At 61.6% G+C, this 23115-nt stretch carries 20 protein-coding genes; 12 read left to right on the plus strand and 8 right to left on the minus strand.

Going from position 1 to position 23115, the window contains the following annotated elements; translation table 11 throughout:
* The first annotated feature begins 120 nt into the window (after positions 1 to 120).
* Positions 121 to 810: an FCD domain-containing protein gene (locus FJ954_RS06045; RefSeq protein ID WP_246681025.1), complete on the plus strand. Its 690-nt coding sequence runs from the start codon at positions 121 to 123 to the stop codon at positions 808 to 810.
* A 332-nt stretch (positions 811 to 1142) separates the two neighbouring features.
* On the opposite strand, the gene FJ954_RS06050 is transcribed toward FJ954_RS06045, so the two are convergent.
* Positions 1143 to 1448, minus strand: coding sequence for a hypothetical protein (locus tag FJ954_RS06050; RefSeq protein WP_140660752.1), 306 nt, complete (start codon positions 1446 to 1448; stop codon positions 1143 to 1145).
* Between the two features lie 145 nt (positions 1449 to 1593).
* Here FJ954_RS06050 and FJ954_RS06055 point away from each other — a divergent pair, with 145 nt between their 5' ends.
* The 7 genes from FJ954_RS06055 to FJ954_RS06085 all read left to right on the plus strand — a co-directional run bounded on the left by FJ954_RS06055 (position 1594) and on the right by FJ954_RS06085 (position 9423).
* Complete coding sequence (locus FJ954_RS06055; RefSeq protein ID WP_140660753.1) at positions 1594 to 2559, plus strand: ABC transporter substrate-binding protein; 966 nt, start codon at positions 1594 to 1596, stop codon at positions 2557 to 2559.
* 10 nt (positions 2560 to 2569) lie between these two features.
* Positions 2570 to 3520 (plus strand): ABC transporter permease, encoded by a 951-nt coding sequence (locus tag FJ954_RS06060; RefSeq protein WP_140660754.1) that lies wholly within the window; start codon positions 2570 to 2572, stop codon positions 3518 to 3520.
* On the plus strand, positions 3501 to 4352 hold the full coding sequence (locus FJ954_RS06065; RefSeq protein WP_181177758.1) for an ATP-binding cassette domain-containing protein: 852 nt from the start codon (positions 3501 to 3503) through the stop codon (positions 4350 to 4352). The genes FJ954_RS06060 and FJ954_RS06065 overlap by 20 nt, the downstream gene beginning before the upstream one ends.
* A gap of 11 nt (positions 4353 to 4363) precedes the next feature.
* Positions 4364 to 5176 carry a TetR/AcrR family transcriptional regulator gene (locus FJ954_RS06070; protein ID WP_181177759.1) on the plus strand — a complete coding sequence of 271 codons (813 nt, stop codon included), beginning with the start codon at positions 4364 to 4366 and terminating at the stop codon, positions 5174 to 5176.
* Positions 5177 to 5216: 40 nt separating this feature from the next.
* Positions 5217 to 6581, plus strand: a complete 1365-nt coding sequence (locus FJ954_RS06075; RefSeq protein ID WP_181177760.1) for an aminotransferase class III-fold pyridoxal phosphate-dependent enzyme — start codon at positions 5217 to 5219, stop codon at positions 6579 to 6581.
* Between the two features lie 77 nt (positions 6582 to 6658).
* The gene (locus FJ954_RS06080; RefSeq protein WP_140660758.1) at positions 6659 to 7828 is read left to right on the plus strand and encodes an acetyl-CoA acetyltransferase; all 1170 of its coding nucleotides are present in this window, start codon (positions 6659 to 6661) and stop codon (positions 7826 to 7828) included.
* Positions 7825 to 9423, plus strand: a complete 1599-nt coding sequence (locus tag FJ954_RS06085; RefSeq protein WP_140660759.1) for an acyl-CoA synthetase — start codon at positions 7825 to 7827, stop codon at positions 9421 to 9423. Before FJ954_RS06080 ends, FJ954_RS06085 begins: the two co-directional genes overlap by 4 nt.
* A gap of 73 nt (positions 9424 to 9496) precedes the next feature.
* On the opposite strand, the gene FJ954_RS06090 is transcribed toward FJ954_RS06085, so the two are convergent.
* The 7 genes from FJ954_RS06090 to FJ954_RS06120 all read right to left on the minus strand — a co-directional run bounded on the left by FJ954_RS06090 (position 9497) and on the right by FJ954_RS06120 (position 17714).
* The gene (locus FJ954_RS06090) at positions 9497 to 10666 is read right to left on the minus strand and encodes a Gfo/Idh/MocA family oxidoreductase (protein ID WP_246681026.1); all 1170 of its coding nucleotides are present in this window, start codon (positions 10664 to 10666) and stop codon (positions 9497 to 9499) included.
* 70 nt (positions 10667 to 10736) lie between these two features.
* Entirely contained in the window at positions 10737 to 12377 is a 1641-nt protein-coding gene (locus FJ954_RS06095) for a GMC family oxidoreductase (RefSeq protein ID WP_140660761.1), read from the minus strand.
* Positions 12367 to 13026 (minus strand): gluconate 2-dehydrogenase subunit 3 family protein, encoded by a 660-nt coding sequence (locus FJ954_RS06100; RefSeq protein WP_140660762.1) that lies wholly within the window; start codon positions 13024 to 13026, stop codon positions 12367 to 12369. Before FJ954_RS06100 ends, FJ954_RS06095 begins: the two co-directional genes overlap by 11 nt.
* Positions 13027 to 13131: 105 nt before the next feature.
* A complete protein-coding gene (locus FJ954_RS06105) occupies positions 13132 to 14094 on the minus strand; it encodes an ABC transporter permease (protein ID WP_140660763.1) in 963 nt (320 codons plus the stop codon).
* Positions 14091 to 15623: a sugar ABC transporter ATP-binding protein gene (locus tag FJ954_RS06110; protein WP_246681027.1), complete on the minus strand. Its 1533-nt coding sequence runs from the start codon at positions 15621 to 15623 to the stop codon at positions 14091 to 14093. The genes FJ954_RS06105 and FJ954_RS06110 overlap by 4 nt, the downstream gene beginning before the upstream one ends.
* A 162-nt stretch (positions 15624 to 15785) precedes the next feature.
* The gene (locus FJ954_RS06115) at positions 15786 to 16910 is read right to left on the minus strand and encodes a substrate-binding domain-containing protein (RefSeq protein WP_140660765.1); all 1125 of its coding nucleotides are present in this window, start codon (positions 16908 to 16910) and stop codon (positions 15786 to 15788) included.
* Positions 16911 to 16988: 78 nt separating this feature from the next.
* Complete coding sequence (locus tag FJ954_RS06120) at positions 16989 to 17714, minus strand: sugar phosphate isomerase/epimerase family protein (RefSeq protein ID WP_224713084.1); 726 nt, start codon at positions 17712 to 17714, stop codon at positions 16989 to 16991.
* 81 nt (positions 17715 to 17795) lie between these two features.
* On the opposite strand from FJ954_RS06120, the gene FJ954_RS06125 reads away from it, so the two are divergent.
* The 4 genes from FJ954_RS06125 to FJ954_RS06140 all read left to right on the plus strand — a co-directional run bounded on the left by FJ954_RS06125 (position 17796) and on the right by FJ954_RS06140 (position 23086).
* Positions 17796 to 19361: an ROK family protein gene (locus FJ954_RS06125; protein ID WP_140660767.1), complete on the plus strand. Its 1566-nt coding sequence runs from the start codon at positions 17796 to 17798 to the stop codon at positions 19359 to 19361.
* 299 nt (positions 19362 to 19660) lie between these two features.
* Positions 19661 to 20551: a substrate-binding domain-containing protein gene (locus FJ954_RS06130; RefSeq protein ID WP_181177761.1), complete on the plus strand. Its 891-nt coding sequence runs from the start codon at positions 19661 to 19663 to the stop codon at positions 20549 to 20551.
* A 251-nt stretch (positions 20552 to 20802) separates the two neighbouring features.
* On the plus strand, positions 20803 to 21204 hold the full coding sequence (locus FJ954_RS06135; protein ID WP_140660769.1) for a serine acetyltransferase: 402 nt from the start codon (positions 20803 to 20805) through the stop codon (positions 21202 to 21204).
* Between the two features lie 214 nt (positions 21205 to 21418).
* Complete coding sequence (locus tag FJ954_RS06140; protein WP_140660770.1) at positions 21419 to 23086, plus strand: DUF882 domain-containing protein; 1668 nt, start codon at positions 21419 to 21421, stop codon at positions 23084 to 23086.
* Positions 23087 to 23115 lie beyond the last annotated feature (29 nt).

The following is a 23115-nucleotide window of genomic DNA, read 5'->3' on the forward strand; positions in this document are numbered from 1 at the left end:
ATTGGTTGGGCTTGGCAATGGGTGAGGCCAAGAATCTTTTAATGCCTTGCCCGAAATGGCCTATTCGAAGCTCACGCCACTGGACCGAGCGCCCAATGACTGATATTTATTGGTGCACCATTGGATCAGATCGAAGATATGCCGAAGCTCGTTGCGAACGACATTGCCTTGATGCTCAAGAAGCGGATTTCATCCGGCGAATGGCTTGAAGATGGCCGGATGCCGCCGGAACGAGATCTGGCAGTCGAGTTCGGCGTAGCGCGTAACACCGTGCGGCGCGCAGTCGGTTTCCTCGAAGACGATGGGACGGTTGTCCGTCACGTCGGACGCGGGACATTTCTCACGGCAACCGATACTTCGTCGATCGCCTCAATGGTTGCGCGGATGGAAGGGACCAGTCCGGCCGATATGATGGAGATCAGGCAATTGCTGGAACCGGCTGCCGCGGCTTTCGCGGCGACCAATGCAAGTGCTGCAGAGCTGAACGCTGTGCGCGAAGCACATCGGACCGCGTGCGAGTCGCAAGACATGCCCGCGTTCGAGCACTGGGACGCGGAATTCCATCACCGCGTCTTCGCATGCTGCCGCAATGACTTTTTGAAAGAAATCCACAATCTTATGCGTGCGATCCGAAACCAGTCGCCCTGGTTCGAGATGAAGAAGCGTTCTTTCTCGGAAGAGCGCCGCCAGGTGTATTGCGAAGAGCATCAGGCGCTCCTGGATGCCTTGCTCCGTCGCGATCCGGATGGCGCCAAGACAGCGATGCTGGTGCACCTCAGAACCGTCGAGAAGAACCTGCTCGGACGGTGAATGTTGGCCAACGTCCGCGGCCTCACCGCATGACGTCTTTAAAGATCAGCCGCTTGCCTGATACGCTCGCGCATCGCGGCGTCCGGCAGTGTGCCGGAACCTGCTGCCATATTGCTCGACATGTGAGCGATTGCTGGTTGCCGGGATTATGCAGGTAACCGCGGGGTTCGCCAGTTCGCTCCAACTCTGGCAGCGAATCTCCGCAGCAAAGTTGGGCAGAGGGTAGCGAACAAGCTCGTGAACCAATGACCTTGCCCGATTGTCCGGTTCACCAGAACGGCACACCCCGCTCTGCAGCCAGTGGCAGCAGCCGTTCTCGGCCGCCCGGTCGTCTAGTGCATAGTTGCATTGAACAAAATCAACCGGCTCGACGCGAATGACTGCTTCAGGTCTGCGTGCCCGCCGACGTTATAATGGATGATAACGATGTAACGGATGCGGCCTTGGACTTTCCATTCGCGTAGAATGGGAAGGTGGATCTTCCAATCAAGCAGGTTGTGAATCTGCATCAAATCGATGGGATGGGTTTTGAGCAGGCCGATCGAGCGGACCATCTGCGCAATGCCTGCCTCCCGCCCATGGGCCCAAACTTTTGTAGCCAGAAATGTTTTTGCCGGACGTTCAATCCTTTTTCGCATCATCCCTTTCCGCTGGTCAAAGTTGCAAGCCGCTCTCGATCGCCCTTTTTGCAGAAAGCCGATTGACAAATTATGAAACTGTATTCAGTTTCATAATCGGAACAGACGAGCGCTGCCGGTAAGGCGGTCAACATGGGGAACTGAAATGAAGGCACTGATCGCATTGTCGACGGCTGCAGGCTTGACTCTCGCCTGCTCGGTAACTGCAAAGGCGGAGGATGCGGCCCTTTCCGGCAAAACAGTCTGTGTGAACAGATATGCGTCGGCCCCCGTCATAGACGACATATTGAAGGGAATGAACGACGGCCTGAAGGCTTCGGGTGGCGAAAAGATCGTCCAGAACATCCAGAATCCCGAAGCGGACGCTGCAACACAACAGACAATCGCGCAGCAATTCGCCAATGGCGGTTGTGATCTAGTCGTGGTCATTGGCACCGCCGCCGCTCAATCCATACAGCAGGCGACTAAGACTGTGCCTGTGGTGTTCGTTGGCGTGTCGACCCCGGTCGAGGCGGGCATTGTCCAGTCGATCGAAAAGCCCGGCGGCAACATGACTGGAGTTTCGGATCCTCTTCCCGTGGAATCGGAAGTCGACGGCATGCTGAGCATCCTACCCACGATCGAGACCATCGGCCTGATCTACAAGGTTGGCGATCCCGCCGGTGATCCGCTGGCCGCACGTGCCATTGCACATATAGAAAGCAAGGGCTTGAAGCACGTTACAGCGGGCATTGCCAATGCAGGTGAAACCACCCAGGCGGCACAGTCACTGGTTGGGCGTGTTCAGGCGATCGAGTTTCCCTGCGACACGACCACGATCTCTGGCATGGCAGGAGCGCTGAAAGTTGCCAAGGATGCCAAGCTCCCGGTGTTCGGCTGCACGTCCGATGCAGTCAAAGGTGGCGCGATCCTCGCTGGCAGCTACAGTTATGTGACTGTTGGGATGAGGGCGGCCGACCTAGTGGTGGCCGTTCTGAAGGGCGCTGACCCTGCCACGACGCCGGTAGTCATTCCCAAGATTGCAGGGTTCGAGATCAACAAGACCGAAGCCGGCGCTTTGGGCCTCAAGATTCCCGAGACTATGATGACCTCCGCAGTCAAAACCTACTGAGGCGGATTCGATGCTGATCGATGTGCTCGTGATTGGTGGCCAGATTGGGCTCCTCTATGGACCATTGGCGCTTGGCATTTATCTCGCGATCAACGTGCTCAGCCTGCCGGACTTGACGCTCGAAGGCTCGTTCGGCCTGGGCGGCGCCGCTGCCGCGAGCAGCCTTCTCATGGGCGTCGATCCGATCAGTTCGCTGTTGCTCGGCATGTGTGCCGGCGCACTTGCCGGACTCGTAACAGCCCTGCTGCATGTGATCCTTCAGATGAACGTCTTGCTTGCGGGCATTCTGATGACCACGGCAGCATGGTCCGTAAGCATTGCGGTGATGGGCACAGGCAATGTCTCTCTCGTCCGGGTGGATACATTGTTCACCTGGGCCGAGAATTTGGGGCTCGGCAACCAGTCCGCTTCGATCCTGGTGGCGGGCGCTGTGACCTTGATTTTCGCCACCTTCCTTGTCTGGCTCCTGCACACTGGCTACGGCCTTGCGACACGCGCAAGCGGCTTGAACATACAGACCGCGCGCAGCCTAGGTATCCGAACGGAGATGCATCAGGTTCTTGGCCTCATGCTGGCCAACGCTCTGGCGGCGGCATCGGGCGCGCTGGTGGCGCAGAGCCAGGGTTTCATGGATGTCTCCATCCAGGGCGGCGTGATTGTGGTCGGCCTGGCGGCCTTGACGATCGGGACCAGTGTCATTCGTTCCGACAAGGTCGCTGTCGGGGTAACCTCCGTTATCGTCGGCGTCATCATCTATCGCTGTATCGTGGCGCTCAGCCTCAGAATGGGCATTCCGCCAAACTCCGTTCGCTTGATTACAGCGCTCCTGGTCTTCGCCTTCATCGCGGCCCGCATACACGGAAAGGGCACGCTCACGATTTCCGGGTTCGAAGGCTGGCGAGCCCGCCGGCGCAAACATGTGCAATTCCTGGAGAACGATCGTGTCACCACTCTTCTCTGAGCGACGCATTGGTGGCGCACCACCAGCGATACGTCTCCGCCACGCAACCAAGCGCTTTGCGGGCCTTGGCAAAAAGGAAGTCTTCACCGCGTTGGATGACCTGACCCTTGATGTCGCACGCGGTTCCTACGTCGCCTTGATCGGCTCCAACGGCGCCGGAAAGTCTACCCTGCTTTCGATCCTCATGGGGACATTGCTGCTTGATGAGGGATCCTTGCACATCGATGACGAGGACATGAGCGAGGAGCCCTCGTGGCAGAGGGCTTCCAAGATTGCGCTCGTTCGCCAGAACCCCGAGCACAACGTGCTGTCCTCGCTCAGCATCGAGGAGAATTTTGCGCTCGCCGTGATGGGACGGGAGCGTGCGTTCCGCCTTCGCCGCTATGACCGTAATGACGTGAGACAGGCGGCGAGAAGCGCACTTCAGCGATTTGGCATGGGGCTCGAAGACCGGCTCGGGGAATCGACGGGCACTCTCTCCGGAGGGCAGCGCCAAGCCGTGGCGATGGCGATGGCGGCGGTGCGCAATCCGCGCGTTCTCCTGCTTGATGAGCACGTGTCGGCGCTCGACCCCAAGCGTGCGAAAATCGTGGCTGACGTAACCGGGGAGATCGTTCGCGCACAAGACATCACGACGGTCATGGTCACGCATGATCTTGGCCATGCGCTCAGCCACACGGATCGAGTGCTAATGATGCATCGCGGCAAGGTCGTGATGGATCTGTCGGGCGACAAGAAAGCTGCACTCGACTTGGCCGAGCTTGCCGGCCAATTCGAGAGACTGGTCGGTGAGGCACTCCCTGACCGCACGCTTCTTGCGGCGGCTTCCTGATGAGGGATGAGATGACGGATCAGAACGCGTCGAACCACTTGCCAGCTGCGGTTTTAGGCCAGGGCCGAGCTGCTTCTGCCTCTCCCGGACCGCATCTGGCGTTGGGCGATCGCTACGTCGCTGCGCTGAACGCGCAGATCAAGGGCGCAAGTGGCGAAGGCAAGAGCGCTCGCACACGCGCAAAACTGAAGCGGGCGGCCTTCGATTGCCTGACGGAAAGCGATCTCGCGAGCCTGACGATTGGCTCGGTCACCGGCAAGGCAAAGGTCGCGGCAGGAACGTTCTACCTGCATTTCGACAGCATCCGTGACCTGGTGCTCGAGGTGTTCTCCGAGTTCGCTGCCGTCGACATCGCCCCGGCGATCCCCGAAGGCGACGAATTTGTCGACCTCTTTTCGCAGATGAAGGCAACGTTTATCGAAATCGTGGGGGCATTCCGTCGCCGCCGAATGTTCTTTCGATCATTGTTTCAGATGAAGCGGCAGGATGCGGATGCCAACGCGGTCTGGTTGAGGCTGACCGCACAATGGGCGGACATACTTTCTGCCATTGCCAGGAACCATGCTAAGCAGCCGGTTCCGGCGGCCTTCAACCAGTTCATCGGGCACGCAACCAGCGCGTTCGCCGACGAGATCATGACCCGCATCTATGTCGACGAGATTTTTGGCGAGGCATTTCCCGATGATCCGCGCAATGACGAGCACGTGGCAGAGCTCCTGGCTTTCACGCGCCATCGGATGTTGTTCGGATCTGATCCCGACCCGAAGCTGCTGACGCCGAATTCCCCACTCAATGGTTTCTCTTTCCCTGCTAAGCGGCCCTGAAAAGCCGCAGCTCTCCGCAGGCAACAGTGCGAGGATACTCATGACACTGCGTTATCAGCATTTCATCACGCCCGAAGGCACGAAGGAATTTCCCAAGGTCGTCCGCGGTGAAGGCGTCTATATCTGGGATAGCACCGGTCGCCGTCTGCTGGACGGATCGTCGGGTGCCATTTCGGTCAATGTCGGCCATGCCCATCCCAGGGTGTTGGAGGCAATGCGCGATCAGATGGGACGCATCATTTACGCGCACAGCATGAGATGGGACAACGACCCCAACGAGCGGCTGGCCGCCAGGCTCGAGCGCTTGAGCAATTGGAACTATGGCGCGGCCTTTTTCGTCTCCGGCGGCTCGGAGGCCAACGAGGCCGCGATCAAATTCGCGCGACAGGTGGCGGTGGCGCGAGGTCAGACATCACGTTTCAAGATCGTCAGCCGTATCCCTTCCTATCATGGCGCGACAACCGCGCTTCTCGGCATCACCGGAGATCCCGACTATGCGGCAGCCTACAAGCCGATGTTTGTCGACATGCCAAAGATCGATGCGCCGCTGATGTATCGTCGCCCCGCCGGCGAAAGTGAACAGGACGTCGTCGACCGCTGTGTGCGGCAGCTGGAAGAAACGATCCTCAGGGAAGGTCCCGAAACCATCCTCGCCTTCATGATCGAACCAGTCGGTGGCGTGTCGACGGGAGCCCTGGTTTCCCCGGACAGCTATTCCACCCGCATCCGGGAGATATGCGATCGCTATGGCGTCATGCTGATCTACGACGAGATCATGAGCGGCGCTGGCAGGACGGGCAAGTTTCTCGCCGGCCATCATTGGCCGGATTGTCGGCCCGATATCGTCACGCTCGCAAAGGGCGTCAGCGGCTCCTATGCACCACTCGGCGTGGTCCTGGCGTCGGCAGACATGGTGAGCGACGTGCGCCGTTCCGGTGGCTTCAAGCACGGCCACACCTATTCAGCCAATCCAGTCAGTTGCGCTGCATCCGACATGGTTCTGAGGGTTGTCGAGGAAGACGGTCTGATGGAGCGGGCGCGGAATTTGGGTGCGCTGATCAAGGCCCGATTGGGGGACATCAAGGGCAAGGTCGGCATCATCGGCGACATCCGCGGGCTTGGACTGCACATGGCCGTCGAGATCGTCGCGGACCAGGTCACCAAGGAACCGTTCCCAGCGGAAATACGGGCGAGCGAGCGGATCGGAATGATCTGCCGCGACCACGGACTGCTCTTGTTCTCGCGGCGCACCGCCGGCGGTTCGTTTGGAGAATGGCTGATGGTCTGTCCTCCCCTGACGATCAGCGAAGCGGAAATCGAGGAAATGATGGAGTCGTTCACCGCCGGCATCCGCGCTTTCGAGAGGGAGATTTCGGCCAAGCCGGAGTTGCGCGCGAGCGCCTGACGAAGTGGCGGCAGCGTTGCCGCAATCAGAGAACTGGCTGATTTAACGGCGTTCGTCGAGGGCCGAAAGGAAGAGGCATGGGCAAAGCACAGATAATCGGGTGGGCTCACAGCAATTTCGGCAAGTCCGCCGCCCCCGACACCGAAACGTTGATGGCGGAGGTCGCTGGCCCGGCGCTCGACCATGCCGGTATTGGAGCCGCCGACGTTGATGGCATCTTCGTTGGCGTCTACAACAACGGCTTTTCGCGTCAGGATTTTCAGGCGGCACTTGTCGGCATGAGTCGTCACGGCCTTGCCGCGACACCTGCCGTGCGTTTCGAAAATGCCTGCGCGACGGGTTCGGCCGCTCTTTTTGGTGCACTCGATTTCATCGAGGCCGGTCGCGGACGGATCGCCCTGGTGATCGGCGCTGAAAAGATGACCGGCTTGCCTTCAAGTGAAGTTGGCGATGTTCTGATGTCCGGCTGCTATCGCAAGGAAGAGGCGGACGTAGAGGGCGGCTTCGCGGGCGTATTCGGGGGCATCGCGCAGAACTATTTTCAGCGCCATGGCGACAGATCCGAAGAACTTGCGATGATCGCCGCCAAGAACCATCGCAACGGCGTCGCCAATCCGGTTGCGCATATGCGTAAGGATCTGGGCTTCGACTTCTGCAACACGGTGTCGGAGCGCAACCCCTATGTCGCCGCTCCACTAAGGAGAACCGATTGCTCCCTGGTTTCAGACGGAGCTGTAGCCATCGTCATAGCGGACGAGCAGGCTGCGGCCGAAATGTCACGTGCGATCGCATTTCGCAGCAGAAGCCATGCCAATGACTTCATGGCGCTGAGCCGGCGCGATCCGATCGCCTTTGATGGCGCGAGGCGGGCCTGGGGATCGGCGCTAGGGGCCTCCGGGTTGGCAATCGATGATCTCGACCTTGTCGAGACGCACGACTGTTTCACCATCGCGGAACTGATCGAATACGAGGCGATGGGGCTGGCGTTGCCGGGTCAAGGGTTTCGTATCGTGCGCGAAGGGATTGCGGAACGCTCCGGCAGGCTGCCGGTGAATCCATCTGGCGGCCTCAAAGCCAGAGGCCATCCGCTCGGCGCGACTGGCGTCTCGATGCATGTAATGGCGGCACAGCAACTGATGAACGAGGCCGGCGGAATGCAGGTCCCCGATGCCAGCATTGCCGGCGTCTTCAATATGGGGGGTGCGGCGGTCACCAACTACGTCTCGATCCTGGAGCGGGTGCGATGAACGCGGGAACTGCAGGTCCGATTGAACCGGTGTCGACGCGGGTGATGAACCTGTCGCATTTCGTCACCCAGGCGGCGCGTCGATTTCCCGAACGGACTGGATTTGTCTGGGGAGACAAGAGCTGGACTTGGCGCGAAATTGATCGGCGGATCGATGCGATGTCTGTTGCCCTTGCTGAGACCTATGGGGTCAAGAAAGGTGACCGCGTGCTCGTGCAGTCGCAAAACTGCAACCAGATGTTCGAGTCCATGTTCGCCTGCTTCCGCATCGGTGCGGTCTGGGTGCCAAACAATTTCCGGCAAACACCGGAGGAAGTGGCCTACCAGGCAGAGGTAAGCGGTGCCGTAGGGATGATCTGCGGCAACCAGTTTTCGCAACATCAGACCGCTTGTGCGGCTTCCTCCGCGCCACTTCGCTTCTTCATATCCATCGGCGCATCCGAATATGGTCCGGACTACGATAGCGTCGTTCTGCAGCATGAGGGAAGTCAGGTCGAAACGGCGGCAGTTGATCGGGACGACCCCTGCTGGTTCCTCTTCACGTCGGGCACAACGGGCCGGCCCAAAGCGGCGATGCTAACCCACGGCCAGATGGCATTCGTCATCACAAACCACCTCTGCGATCTCATGCCCGGAACCACCGAGGAGGACGCGTCGCTCGTGGTCGCGCCGCTTTCTCACGGGGCGGGCGTTCACCAACTGACGCAAGTGGCGCGAGGCGCCAAGACAGTGCTGTTGGCGACCGACCGTTTCGACATCGACGCCGCGTGGGCTCTGATCGAAAAGTGGCGCATCACCAACGTCTTCACCGTCCCGACAATCCTTAAGATGCTCGTCGAGCATCCAGCCGCGGATCGGTATGACCACTCATCGCTTCGCCATGTCATCTATGCCGGAGCCCCGATGTATCGCACCGATCAAGAGCACGCCTTGAAAAAGCTCGGGCCTGTGCTGGTCCAGTATTTCGGGCTGGGCGAGGTGACAGGCAACATTACCGTTCTCCCGCCCAACCACCATCGACTGGGTGACGGTCCCGATGCGAAGATCGGAACTTGCGGCTTCGAGCGAACAGGGATGCAGATTGCCATCAAATCCCCCGATGGTGTGGAACTCGCACTTGGCGAGACCGGGGAAATCCACGTCATCGGCCCGGCCGTTTTTCCTGGATATTTCAATAATCCGGAAGCGAATGCGAATGCATTCCGAGACGGCTGGTTCTGCACCGGTGACATTGGGCACATGGATGAGGAAGGGTTTTTATTTATAACCGGCCGGGCGTCCGACATGTATATTTCCGGTGGTTCGAACATTTACCCGCGCGAAATCGAGGAGAAGATACTTGCGCATCCCGGCATCAGTGAGGTGGCTGTGTTGGGCGTGCCCGATCCAGTGTGGGGCGAAATCGGGGTTGCTGTTTGCGTGGCCGCACCTGGCGCCGACATCGCAGGACTGGACATGGATTCCTGGCTGACGGACAAGATTGCCCGCTACAAGTTGCCGAAGCGGTATCTGTTTTGGAGCGATCTGCCAAAATCCGGTTATGGCAAGGTGGCCAAGACTAAAATCAGAGAGATTGTGGGCGGCCGAACGGATTGATCGTCTGATGGCGCTGGAGTTTAATCCTTTCTTGCATCGCTGCCCAGATCGACCATGATCCGCAAGGCACTCGTCACAATCTTGTCCAGACGCCTCCTGCAATCGACGAACGAATGGCGGCGTCGATGAAAGCCAGGCCCTTTACGCCGTCGTCGACGGTTGGGAACAGCGTTTCGGGCGCACGCGACCTGCCCTGGCGCATGACGACAATCGCCTCGGCGACTTCACGATACAGGGTGGCGAAAGCTTCTAGGTAACCTTCCGGGTGACCAGCCGGAACGCGCGAGGCACGTCTGTTTGATTCATCCGCGCCGGCGCCGTTGCGGGTAATGATTTGCCGGTTCTGGCCGAGCGACGACCAGACCAGCTGATTCGCGTCGCGCTGCTTCCATTCCAGCGCTCCCTTCGAGCCATAAACGCGAAGACTGACCTCATTCTCGTTGCCGATAGCGACCTGGCTGCACCAGAGACTGCCGCGCGCGCCGTTTTCATAGCGCAACATTATCTGGGCGTTGTCGTCAAGCCGCCGTCCTGCCACGAAGGTGGTAAGCTCGGCACATAGTGCGTCAGGCTCAAGCCCGGTGACGAAACCGGCAAGATTGAAAGCATGGGTGCCAACGTCGCCAATTGAGCCGCCCGCGCCCGAGCGTGCTGGATCCGAGCGCCACTCGGCCTGCTTGTTGCCGCCGTCCTCGAGTTTCGTCGCCAGCCAGTGCTGCGTGTATTCGACCTGGACGATGCGGATGTCGCCCAGGTCACCGTTGCGGACCATGGCGCGGGCCTGCCGGAGCATGGGATAACCAGTATAGGTATGGGTCAGCGCCACGACCAGCCCAGAAACCCGCGCCGCCTCCCGCAGCGACAGCGCCTCGGCCAGCGTCGTCGTCAGCGGCTTGTCACAAATGACATGGATGCCCGCATCGAGAAAGGCGCGGATAGCCGGCGCGTGCATGTGATTGGGGGTGACGATCGAGACCGCTTCGATGCCGTCGGGTCGGGAGGCCTCGCTGCGCGCCATGCCAGTGAAATCGGCATAGCTGCGGGTCGGGTCGAGACCGAGCAGCGCAGCGGATCGTGCCGCGCGCGCCGCGTCCGAGGACAACGCTCCCGCGACCAGGTCGTAGCGGTCGTCGAGGCGGGCGGCGATGCGGTGCACCGCGCCGATGAAGGCTCCTTCGCCGCCGCCTACCATTCCCAGACGGATGCGGCCACGCCTTCCAGCGAAACGGTTGCCGCCGCTCATGGCGCTCTCCATTGCTGCGGTCGATCGGGGACGTGGCGGGCGGTAGACCTTGGAGGTCTCCCGCCGGCCATCAAGCTGCTGCTCCCCGTTCGGCGATGATCTTGTCGGCGACGCGCCAGGCATTGGCCATGATGGTCAGCGTCGGGTTGGCGCCTGTGCCGGTCGGGAAAGGCGATCCGTCGACTGCGTAGAGGTTCTCGACCTCGTGCGCCCGGCACCATCTGTTGAGCACCGAGGTCGCTCCGTCGTCGCCCATACGAGCCGTGCCATGCTGGTGCGAGCAATTGCCGGTGACGCGGTCGGCATAGACCTTGCGGATGGTCAAAGCGCCGCTGGCCTCCAGAATGTCGGCACCGCGATCGATCAGGTAGCGTCCCTGGTCGAGATCGTTCTGGTGCGGCTTCAGTGTCACGCGCGCGACCGGCAGTCCCCAGGCGTCGACCACCGTTTCGTCGAGGTCTATGCGATTGTCGTGCTGGGGCATGTCGTGCAGCACCATGGCAATCGCCAGCGAATGGCTGAAGTGGTCACGGTCGTTCTTCTTGGCCTCAGCGCCCCATGATGGCGTGCCTGGCATGCGCCAGTTGATCGGGAGGGGGATACCGACGCCCGCCACCGCGATGTGCCCGCCGGAGACGAACCCGCGCGATGCGTCGTGCTCGTAATGTTGGAAGGTCGAAGCGCTGACATAGCCGCCGCCGGCCCAAGCATAGACCGGATCGTCATAGGTGCCGACCGCAGCCGAGTATTCGTGAAAGGTAACGTTGCGCCCGACCATGTCGCTGCCATTGGCTACGCCGGTCGGGAAGCGTCCGGACTTCGACAACAGCATCAGGCGTGCCGTTTCCATCGCGCCGCAGGCAAGGATGAACAGATCGGCCTCTTGCTCGATGGTGTCGCCGTCAGCGTCCTGGTAGATCGCTGCCTTGATGTTGCCTTGGCTGTCCAGAGTGAGTTCGCGAACCACGCAATCCGGCCGCAACTCGAAATTGCCGGTTGCAACGGCTTCCGGGATGAAGACGTTGAGCGCCGACGAGCGCGTTCCGGTCGGGTCCCCGTGCTGTTGTGCAAAAGCGCTGACCACTGTCGCCTTGCGACCGTTGAAAGGGCGCGACAAGGCGGCCTGCGGCGTCGGGAAGGCGTTCCAGCCAAGCGCGTTGCAGCCCTTGATGAACTTCTGTGCATAGCGCGACATCGGCATTGGCGGACACGGATAGCCGCCCGAGCGGTGCGACTCGAATTTGTTGGCGCCGGGCTGGCCGGACACGCCAAATGCCCATTCAACCTTGAGATAGTAAGGCTCGAGCTCGTCGTAGGTGATCGGCCAGTCGGCAAGGCTGGTGCCCGGCAGGTCGCCGGCCACGGTGCGCAGGCGGAAATCGTTCTCGGTGAAGCGCGGCAACCAACCCTGCCAGTGGACGGTGCCGCCGCCAACCATCTGCGGCACCGGGCAGAACATTTCGGAACGCGCGTCGTCGGCGGCGGTCTCGCGCCATGTGCGCGGATTGAGGATCGGGTCCGGCCATAGATTGTAGCGATTGATGTTGGCGAGCTCGTCACCGCCAAAGCTTTCCTTCTTCCGCCACGGCCCCTTTTCGAGGGCCACGACCTTGACACCGGCTTCGCAAAGCACCTTGGCGGCGGCGGCGCCGGACGCGCCGGCGCCAATGATGACGACGTCGGTTCTCGCGGGTTTTCTCTTATAGGCCATCGTGGAACTCCCTGACCTTTTCGGCTTCGCCGTCGGCGAAATACTGCAGCGTGGTGTAGCGGCCGGTGTGGACATCCTTTAGCGAGGCGGGGCCTGGAAAGCCGATCACCCTCCAGCCGATCCGGTTCCTGTTACCGCCATAGATGGGGTCGGCATAAAAACCCTGGCGGGTGTGGGTGACCAGCAGCGGCAGGAAATCGAGATCGACCTCCGTTGAGGTCTGCTGCAGCGCGGGTTGGGGCGAAACCGGACCAGCGAGCGCATCGTTGACGGCGAGCGTCGTCGGCGCACCCGTGCCGGCTTGCTCCAACTCATGAAGAATATCGTCCTGCTGCTGTGGCGCCAGCGCGACGAAGTTGGCCGAAAATCTCTCTTGGGCGCGGGCGTCGAGGTCGAGCAGTCCGGCGACATAGCGTTCGCGCATGATTTCGACGCGCTGCATCCAGGCCTTGGCCGATGCGCCTTCGAGAACTTCGAAGCCTGAGCCGTCGGGCTTGGCGAAGATATAGCCGATGCCGGAGAGATAGCGGTCGACGAAGTCCACGCAGCCGGCTTCGCGTGCGCCCGGCGTGTCGTCGGTTGGAATTATGCGGGCCATCGCGGCCTCCACCGTGGCGCGCTGATGCGGATTGAGGAAGGTGTCAGACATGGCATGTCCCTTGCTGCGATTATCTTTTCGGGGTCGACGCTTCGGGCCAGCGCGCTACAAGCCTGATGCCTGGCAAGGCCCAGCCTGTGGTCTCCTGCGCTCCGTCTAACGCTTGCGCGTCTGGCTGATGGCGACTGCAATGATGATGATGGCGCCACGAGCGATCAGCTGCTGGCTGAATTCCAGTCCCATCAGCACGAGACCGTTGTTGATCAGGCCGATCATCAGCGCGCCCATGATAGAGCCGACCACTGTGCCTGCACCGCCGAACAGGCTGGTGCCGCCAAGCACGGCTGCGGCGATCACCGAAAGCTCGTCGCCTTCGCCGAACTGGAAGCGGCCGGAATGGAGACGGCCTGCATAGAGCATGCCGGCAAAGGCGGCCGCCACGGACGACAGCATCAGCACGCGGAACTTGATAGAGCCGGTGTTGACCCCGGAGTAGCGTGCCGATGTCTCGTTGCCGCCGGTGGCCAGCACGCGCCGTCCGAACGTGGTGCGGCGAAGCACGATGTGGCCCGCGATGCCGATGATTGCCACCCAGATCAGCAGGCTTGGTATCGGGCCGAGGTTACCGGCGCCGAAGATCGCCGCGTAGGGCTTGCTCAGTATGGGGATCGCCGCCGTGCCGCTGATCCACATGGCGACGCCGCGTGCGATGCCCATCATGGCCAGCGTGGTGAGGAACGAAGGAATGCCGATGCCGGTGGTCAGCCAGCCATTGACGGCGCCGACGACGACGCCGGTGCCCAGGCCGTAAAGGATGCCGCCAGCGATGCCGAACTGGTCGATGCCCATTGCCGTGGCGACGGAAGCGAGGCCGGCGACAGCACCGACCGACAGGTCGATCTCGCCGGTGCTGAGCACAAAGGTCATCGTCACCGAGACCACGGCAATGATCGCGGTCTGACGGATGATGTTCAACAGGTTGTTGGGGTCGAGAAAGCCCCTGTCGCCCAGCGTCGCGGCAAAGACGAGGAAGATCACCAGGAAACCGATGTAGATGATGTATTCACGCCAGTTGGCCAGTGCCGAGAATTTGCTGGCTGATGCGGCCCTGTCGGTCATTGGATGGTTCCTCCGCGGGCTTCCTGCATGAATTTGTTGAGTTTCTGTTCGGCGTGCTGAAGGCTGTCGATCGAGTCCGCCTTGGTGGCGTCGTCGAGGTCGTGACGGGCGATGTCGCGCACGATGCGGCCTTCCGACATCACTAGGATGCGATCGCAAGCGGCGAGCAGTTCCTGAAGCTCCGACGACAGAACCAGGATTGCCTTGCCAGATTTGGCGAGGTTGCGGATCAGCGTCACGATCTCCGATTTCGAACCGATATCGATGCCGGCGGTTGGTTCGTCGAGGATCAGCACCTCCGGTTCGGTCGCCAGCCATTTGGCGATGACGACCTTCTGCGCATTGCCGCCCGACAGCGTCCTGATGGTCGCCTTGCGCGAGTCGGTCTTGATGCGCAGGCGCTGGATCGAGCTTTCGGCCAGTGCCGCCGACTTGCTTCGATCGACCCATGTCTTCGTCGAAAGGCGATCAAGGTTGGGCAGGTCGATGTTGCTTTCCACCGAATGGAAGGCGACGAACCCCTGCCGGGCACGGTCTTCCGGCACCAGTGCAATGCCGGCGTCGATGGCATCTCGCGGCCTGGCGATCGAAACTGCCTTACCTTTGATCAGGATCTCGCCACTAGCCATCGGCTGGACCCCGGCCAGCACGCGCGCCAGCGACGAGCGGCCACTGCCCAGCAGGCCAGCGACGCCGACCACCTCGCCGCGGCGAAGCGTCAGATCGATACCGATCGGCTTGCCGGAGCCCGAAAGGTCGCGTGTTTCGAGCAGCACTTCGCCGATAGTCGCCGTCTCGCGCACCACGTCGGAGAAGCCGCGAGAGCGTCGGCCGATGATATGGGCGATCATCGATTCCAGCGTAAATTCTGACATCGGCGCTGTGATGATGTGCTTGCCGTCGCGCAAGATGGTAGCGCGGTCCGCGATGCGGAAGATCTCGTCCATGCGGTGCGAGACATAGACGATTGCGACGCCCTGGCCGCGAAGCTGGCGCACGTAGTCGAACAGCCGCTCGACCTCGTTCTGCGACAGCGCGGTGGTTGGCTCGTCCAGCACCAAAACCTTGCACGGTTGCGAGGTCGCCTTGACGATCTCGGTCAGCTGTCGGTGTCCAGCCGGAATGTCGGAGACCTTGGCGCTGGGGTCGATCTCGACGCCCATGCGCGTGAAAAGTTTTCGCGATTCGGCTACAGCGGTTCTGTCGTCGATGAGCCCGGAGCTGGTCATGATCTCACGGTTGAGGAAGATGTTCTGCGCCACCGTCAGCGTCGGAATAAGGCTCATTTCCTGGAACGCCATAGCGACACCGGCATTGCGCGCGGCCTCGGCGGTGAAGGTGGCTAGCGGCACGCCGCCGATCTCGACCGTGCCGGAGGTTGGCGGCTGCACGCCGCGGAGAATTTTCAGGATTGTCGACTTGCCGGCGCCGTTCTCACCGACGAGTGCGTGCACTTCGCCCGGGCTAACGTCGAGATGAACGTCGTCGAGCGCCCGGACACCGCCGAAACGCATGCTGACATTTCGCATTCGGACGGCTTCGGCTGCATTGGCAGTGTTCATGACAACACCTAGGGCAAAACAAAGGTTTGCGTCTGGTAGGAGGAATGGTTCGGCCTGTCGGACAGAAACGCTGCGCTTCTGCTCGAACTAGGCCGAACCATCGCCACCGGGAGGACCTGTGTGCGAAGTCTACTGCATGCTTTGCTTGATCTTGTCGGTGACCGGCTTGTGGTAGACCTGCTGCCAGGCATCGGCGAGATTGGCCTTGGTTACCGGCAGCGCCGGCAGCGCGACATAGGCCGGCGCCTGCTTTCCGAGCAGGCCATAGCCGGCCAGCATTGCCTCGGTCACGCCCTGGTCGTAGGGCCGCTGCGCCGACAGGCCCTTTACCGGACCGTCGGCCGCCATGTTGATGGCGACGTTTTCACCGAGGTCGCAATTGACGATCACCAGGTCGTCCCGGCCATTGGTGAGGGCTGCGGAGATGACGCCTTCCGCGGGCACATCCCACACTGCCCAGATGCCCTTGATGCTGGGATGGGCGACGAGCAGGGCGCCGGCGGCCTTCTCAGCATCGCCTGAGAAGTCGGGACCGCCGATACCTTGCTCTGCGACGACGTGGATGTCCGGATAGTTCTCGGCCAGCGTCTTCTTGACTGCGTCGTAGCGCTGCTTGGTGACGAAGAAGTCGGCTGCATGGAAGATCAGTCCGACATCGCCCTTGCCGCCAAGTGCCTGCGCCAGCAGGTGCGCTGTGGCGACGCCGTTGCCGTAGTTGTCTGCGGAAACGGAGCTGACGTAGTCCTTGCCGGCCACGAAGCCTTTCGGCACGTTATCCATGAACACGAGCTTGGCGCCGGCGTCGGCGGCCGCCTTGTAGGCCGCTGCGGTCGCGACCGGGTCGGTCGGAATCGACACGATGATATTGGGCTTCTGCGCCATGACGGTCTCGAGGTCGGACACCTGCTTGTCGGGCTTGAAGCCTGCGTCGGTGACGGCGATGATTTCGATCCCCATGGTGGCGAACTGCGCCTTGAGGCCTTCGATCTGCGCCTGCGACCAGTCGTTGCCGGCATAGTGCATGACTATGGCGGCCTTGGCATGCATCTCCTTGATCTTGGCCAGTTCCTCATCGGTGAGCTTGACGGTCGAGGCGGCTTCCGGCTTCTCGCCGTTCGGTCCGAGGCTCATCACATGCTGGCCGATCTCGGTCAGCGCCTGGGCGGGATCAGTGGCATAGGCCGCGTTCGAGACAAGGCCGAGGCAGAGCGTCAGACAGATTGCCGTCGACCGAAGCAAGGTTTTCATGCGCATGGTGTTTCCTCCCTGATGTTGTTTGGTTTTCGTTCTTGCAGTTACAGGCGCTTCCGGCGTCAATGCCGGTCGGTAACTTCAGGCTTTCGCCAGTTCCGTTTGCACAAAGGCATGGCTTTCCCGCGCCCCGGCGGCAGGATCGGCCCAAGCGTCGAGTTCGTTGCAGATCCAACCCGTGTAACTGATGTCCTTCAGGGCCCGGATCACGGCGCCGTTGTCGCAATCGCCCCGGCCGACCGGCACGAAGGCGAACGGGTCGCGCTGCCAACCCTTGAGGTGGACGTAGGAAATGCGTGACGCGTGCTCGCGCACCATAGCTGCCACGTCGCCTCCGGCAGCGGCCAAATGCGCCGTGTCCGGACAGAACCCGATCGCGGTCTTGCCGAAGATCGTCCGCACTTCGTCGGGGTTCTCAACGATGGTGGACAGATGGGGGTGGTAGTGAGCTTTCAGGCCGTGCTCCGCAGCGATTGCCATCACCTTGTCGAGCGCTGAAGCCAAGGCATCGTAATCGCCTTGCCGCGTCCTGTCGTGGCGCCGCGCGCCGCCGCCAACAACCAGGTGCTCGGCGCCGAGCACCCGCGCTGCGTCCGCTGCCTTGGTGACGCGTGCCAGTTCTTCGTCAAGGATGTCCTTGAAGATGAAGTTGCCGCCGGCATAGACCGAGACCAGAGACAGCCCGGTGTCGGCGAGGATCTTGCGGATGGCGGCGTAATCGTCGCCTGCGCTTTCGACTACATTGCCGTCGAAGAACTCGATGCCATCATAGCCCGCTGCTGCAATATCGCGCGCGGCCACGGCCATGTCCCCGAACGTCCGGTAGGTCAATCGGTTGATTGAGGTAACGCCAACGGCGTCGCCCCCAAGTGGACCCCAGCAATTGGCATGATAGGCCAGCTTCCAAGCAGTCATGGCGTCTCCTCCGACACGGCCCGATATGCTTTTGCATTTGAAAACGTATCTTTAGTTGATAAAAATCAAAAGTCAATTTACTTTTCTGTGTTAGCGACAAAATTAGGCATTGCGTCTTCTGAAAGCGCTCGTCCATGTTGGACGACGAAGGAGCAATCGGCTGTGGCTAGGACTGGCTTGGGACGCACCGCAGTTGCGGATGCAGATCGATCCGGAGAGACGGGCTCTCTGGCGACGACGGACCGCGTAAAAGCCCTCGAAGCCGAACGCCAGAGTCTTGTTTCGCTTCTCAACATTCTGCGATCCAGTGAACCTTGCACTCGCCTCGACCTCGAACGAGAGGCCCGGCTCGGCCGCGCCGTGGTCACGGACCGCCTGTCGACGCTTGCTGCCTTCGGCCTTGTCGACGAAGGCGGTGTCGGGCGCTCCATAGGCGGGCGCGCGCCGCGTCTGGTGCGGTTTCGATCGGAGGCCGCGCGCATTCTGGTTGCCAATATCGACGGCGACACCATCAGCCTTGGTCTCGCCGATCTGGACGGGCGACTCATCCTTGAGCACTACGAGGATTTCGACGCCGCTTCCCCAGCACAGGCACTGTTCGATCGGCTCGAGGCGCTGTTCAACTGGTCGCTCGGCAAGGATGGTGCTCCGCTGTGGGCGATTGGGCTGGGAGCGCCGGGTGCGGTAGAGCAGAAGGACTCGAAAAGCCTGGCGATCCCTAAGCTTAGCGCGATGCCTGCGTGGGACGAGGCGAAGCTTCTGGAACGTTTGATACATCGTTTCCAGGCGCCGGTCTGGGTGCGGGGCGCCGTGCAGATGGAAACCATGGGTGAACTCAGCGCCTTGTCAGCGGAAGCCAGCCGCGACATGCTCTATGTCGACCTTGGCTCGGATATCACCGCCGGCATAGTTGTCGACGGCCGCCTGCATCGTGGCGCGCAAGGCATAGCGGGACAGATAGGGCATGTTTACGCCGGCGAGCCGCACAAGCGCATTTGCGGTTGCGGCAATGTTGGCTGCCTGCAAACCGTCGCCGGCTGCGATGCTATCGCCCAGGCCGGCCTACTAGCGGCAGAACAGGGGCGAAGCCGTCTTCTCGGCGAAACGCTCGCCGCAACCGGGACGGTGACGGCTGCCGACATTGGCACGGCGGCCCGCCTCGGCGACCCGTTCTCGGCCGATCTGCTGGCGCAGTCCGGACGGCTGATCGGCACCGTCCTGGCGACGCTGGCCAATATCCTCAACCCGTCGATGATCGTTCTCGGCGGCGAACTGTCCCAAACGGGCGACATCTGCTTGGCGGCGATCCGCGAGGGTATCTACGGGCACGCGCAGCCGCTCATCAGCCGCGATATCAGTATTGTTCATTCGCGCATGGGAAGGTCGGCTGGACTTGTTGGCGCCGCAGCCGTCGCCGTGACTGAACTGTTCGCCCCCGCGTTCCTCAGCGAATGGATCGTATCGGGCACGCCGCTTGCCCACGCCGGGGTTGCCAACTTGCTGGCTGGGGTCGAGAAGACGGCGACGACAGGCGGTTGAGCGTGCGGCCCGCCCGACCAGCTGTCGCGCAGTCGCCGCGATAAGCCGTGGCGCTTGCAAACCCGAACCCCTGCGGTAGGTTTGATTCAATACAGCTGCCCGCAGAGGTGGCGGATGGGAGGAGCAACGGGATGCAGAGAGCTGATGCGGCAATGCCACCCGGATGTGTGTTGCCAGTTTCGTCCCTAGCGCGTCCGCTGGTTGCAGGCCTGGGACCACATGGCGAACGGCCGGCATCTCCCGAATTGCTGCGCCCGTCTGCCGACATGCTGGAACGCGCCAGGGAAAGGGCCTTCCACGTGGCAATCGTGCTGCACACGACCGCTTCGGACTGGGCGCAGCGTCAGATCGCGGGCATCAAGGCAGGCTTGGAGCAGGCGGGCGCCGTCGTCGTCGACATCGTCGATTGCGGCTACGACGCAGCCACCCAGATCGCAGCGATCGAACGGTTGGTGCAATCGAAACCCGATGCCGTGATCAGTATCCCCGTCGGAAGCACGGCCGTGGCCGCAGCTTTCCGCAAACTGGCGGTCGCCGGGATCAAGCTCGTCCTACTCGACAACGCGCCTTCCGGCCTGCTTCAAGAGACCGACTATGTAAGCGTCATATCGTCGGACAATTTTGGCCTTGGCCAGATCGCCGCCAGTCTGATTTCGCCGCACATCCGGCAGAACGGCAAAGTCTGCGTGGTTGCCTACAACGTCGACTTCTTCGCGACAGCGCAGCGTGAGATCGCTTTCGGCAAGTGGATGCGGCACGAGCGCCCGGACATCACGCTGACGCAGCTGAAGTTCGACGTGCCAGCAAATGCCGGCAGCGCAGTCGGCCCCTACCTCGATGCCAATCCCGATCTTGACGGAATGTTCGTCGTCTGGGACGAGCCAGCAGTCGCATCGCTGCCGGTTTTTTCTGGCCGCTCCCGGATCCCGGTTATGACCACGGTGGATCTTGGTAGCGCGATCGCTGAGGCCCTTCTCGAAGGAACGATCGTCAAGGGCGTTGCGGCGCAACGGCCTTTCGAACAGGGCGAGATAGCGGCCACGGCGACGATTGTCGGGCTGACCGGCAATGCTGTGCCGCCGTGGATTGTGCTCCCGGGCGTAGCAGTGACCTCTGGCAATGTCGCGGAAGTCTACGAGCACGTTGGCGGCGCGCCCAGCTTCTATTCAGCCGATGATACTAGAGGTTGAAGAGCGCCTCGTGGAGGCAAACACGCCCATTGATTCGAAGGCTATGCGCGGTCATTCTGACGGTCGTCACAATGTTACAAAATGGCTGATAAATCATTGATTTTATTAATTTAAGCCAGAGTTCAATCCTCTCTCGCAGCACCAGACACCCTGCAAACAACGCGGCCTGTGACACCGTCTTTCCGGCACGGACAGGCGATGAAGTCACAGCATGCGCCGGGCACCGGATCGCGCAGTCGGACAATTCCGTCGTGTGCCGGATAGCCCGTCTCTTCCTCTCGCTGAAGATGAGGAAATTCGGCATACAAATCCCCGTGGAGACCAGCATCGGCCATGGCTTCTACATAGGCCATGGCGGCCCGTGCGTGGTCCATCATACGGCAACGATCGGCAACAACTGCAACATATCCCAGTATGTGACGATCGGGGCGACGCTTGGCAAATCCGCGTCGATAGGGGACGAGGTCTATATCGGCCCAAACGTGTGCATCGTAGAGGAGGTCACGATCGGCAGCCGCTCGCTTATCGGCGCGGGTGCCGTTGTCACTAGGAATATTCCGGCGGGGAGCACCGCGGTCGGCGTCCCCGCGAGGCCGATCGACAAGGCGCGGCAGCACAATTTCATCACCAATCGATGGCCGCCGGCAATGTGAACAGGCCTATGGTGCTTGCCGGTGGCGCGCCCTCATCGGTCGAACGCATGCGCGGCATGACACGATTCGTTAACCAAGATGCTGTTCTTCGACATGACGGGTTGTCGGACGGCTGCCTGTCCGGCTGGTCAAGTCATGGCCGGGGAGAGTGCTGAACGAAAGCTCCTCATCTGAGCGAAGCCAAATCGCCTCAAACAGGAACGATGTGCAAGGCATGAATGGGATTGAAAGCGAACAAAACCCGCTCGGCGCTTCCCGTCGTTGGACATGGTTGCCGGCCATTGCGATGGCGTTGCTTTGCATGTGTGTCACCGATGCGTTCGCCGAGACGCGCGCCCTGCGGATTCAGCATCTTCATACGGGCGAGAAGGCCGAGATCGTCTTCAAGCGCGATGGGCGCTACGATCAGGCGGGCCTGAAGAAGATCAACTTCATGCTGCGCGACTGGCGCCGCAACGAGCCGACCAGGATGGACCCGCGCCTGCTCGACCTGGTCTGGCAGGCTTACCGCGCCAGCGGCTCGACGGCCTATATCCATGTGGTCAGCGCCTATCGCTCGCCGGCCACCAACGCCATGCTGCGCGGTCGTTCGAAGGGCGTGGCCCGCGAAAGCCAGCACATGGTTGGCCGCGCCATGGACTTCTTCCTGCCTGACGTGCCGCTGAAGAAGTTGCGCGACATCGGCCTGAAGATGCAGGGCGGCGGCGTCGGCTATTATCCGACCTCCGGTTCGCCGTTCATTCATATGGATGTCGGCAATGTGCGGCATTGGCCTGGCATCAGCCGCCAGGAGCTCGCCAGGGTCTTCCCGAACGGCAACACGCTGCATGTGCCGAGCGACGGCAAACCGTTGCCTGGCTACGAGCAGGCGTTTGCCGCCTACGAGTCACGCAAGGCCGCCGGCACGCCCAACATCGAACTGGCCAGCGCCGACCGCGGCCAACGCAGGCCAGCGCGCGGCCTGCTGGCGACGCTTTTGGGCGGGCGCGGCGCGGATGAAGCGGACGATGCCGCGGAAGCGGCGCCTGCGCCACGCAAGCCGACCAAGTCAGTTGAACCTAAAACGGCCGGTGATCCCAAGATGCCTGGCGACTCCAAGACGGCTGGCCAGGGCATTGCTATCGTGGCCCCGGAGGCAGCCCAGCGGGCGGACGTCCAGACCCCCTCCGCCGATCCGGCCGAAGAAACGTCTGCAAAGTCGCCTGAAGCGATCGTCATGGCGATGCCGCCCGGCACGGTGCCGATACCCGCTTTCGCACCGCGCACCGGGTTCGCCGCCACCATTCCAATCCCGCAAGCCGTGCCGTTCGGCGTAGCCAGCAGCGCATCCACCGCGCGGGTTGAACCGGCGGCGACCGGTGCCGAAAATCCCGTGGCCAGGATGAATGCCGCCCCCGCGATTGCCGGTCCGGACATGCTGGCGCTCAACATCCCTGTCCCGACATGGCGACCGCAAGACCAGACGGGCCCCGCGCGTCAACCGGAGGCGGCTAAATCTGCCGATGCAATCGGTGCCTTGCTGGCCACGCATCACGTCGATGACAGCCTCGATTCGCTGGCTGGACAGCGGATTGCAGTCCCTGCATCGAAACCTGAAGACCGTGTCAGGACCAGCCCCAAGGCCGACCGTGTCCAGCCACGTCTCGATCCCGAAGCCACCGCCGTCGTTCTGCCAGCGGCGCCGACCGCCCAATCGCTTAAGACCGGGCGCCGCATCACCGGAACCGGCTCGACAGCGGCGACCGTCATTGCCGCCAATTTCATCCGCACGGCGCCGGAGCAGGTCTATCTCGATGGCTTCCAGCCACGAGGACAGACGTCCGATCACCGCCGCTTCACCGGCTCCGCTGTGAAATTCCTGCCCATCGCCAGATTCAGATAGGTCGACGCGCAAGTCTGTAAGATATTTTC

The organism is Mesorhizobium sp. B2-3-15 (assembly GCF_006442875.1).
Taxonomy (GTDB): Bacteria; Pseudomonadota; Alphaproteobacteria; order Rhizobiales; family Rhizobiaceae; genus Mesorhizobium; species Mesorhizobium australicum.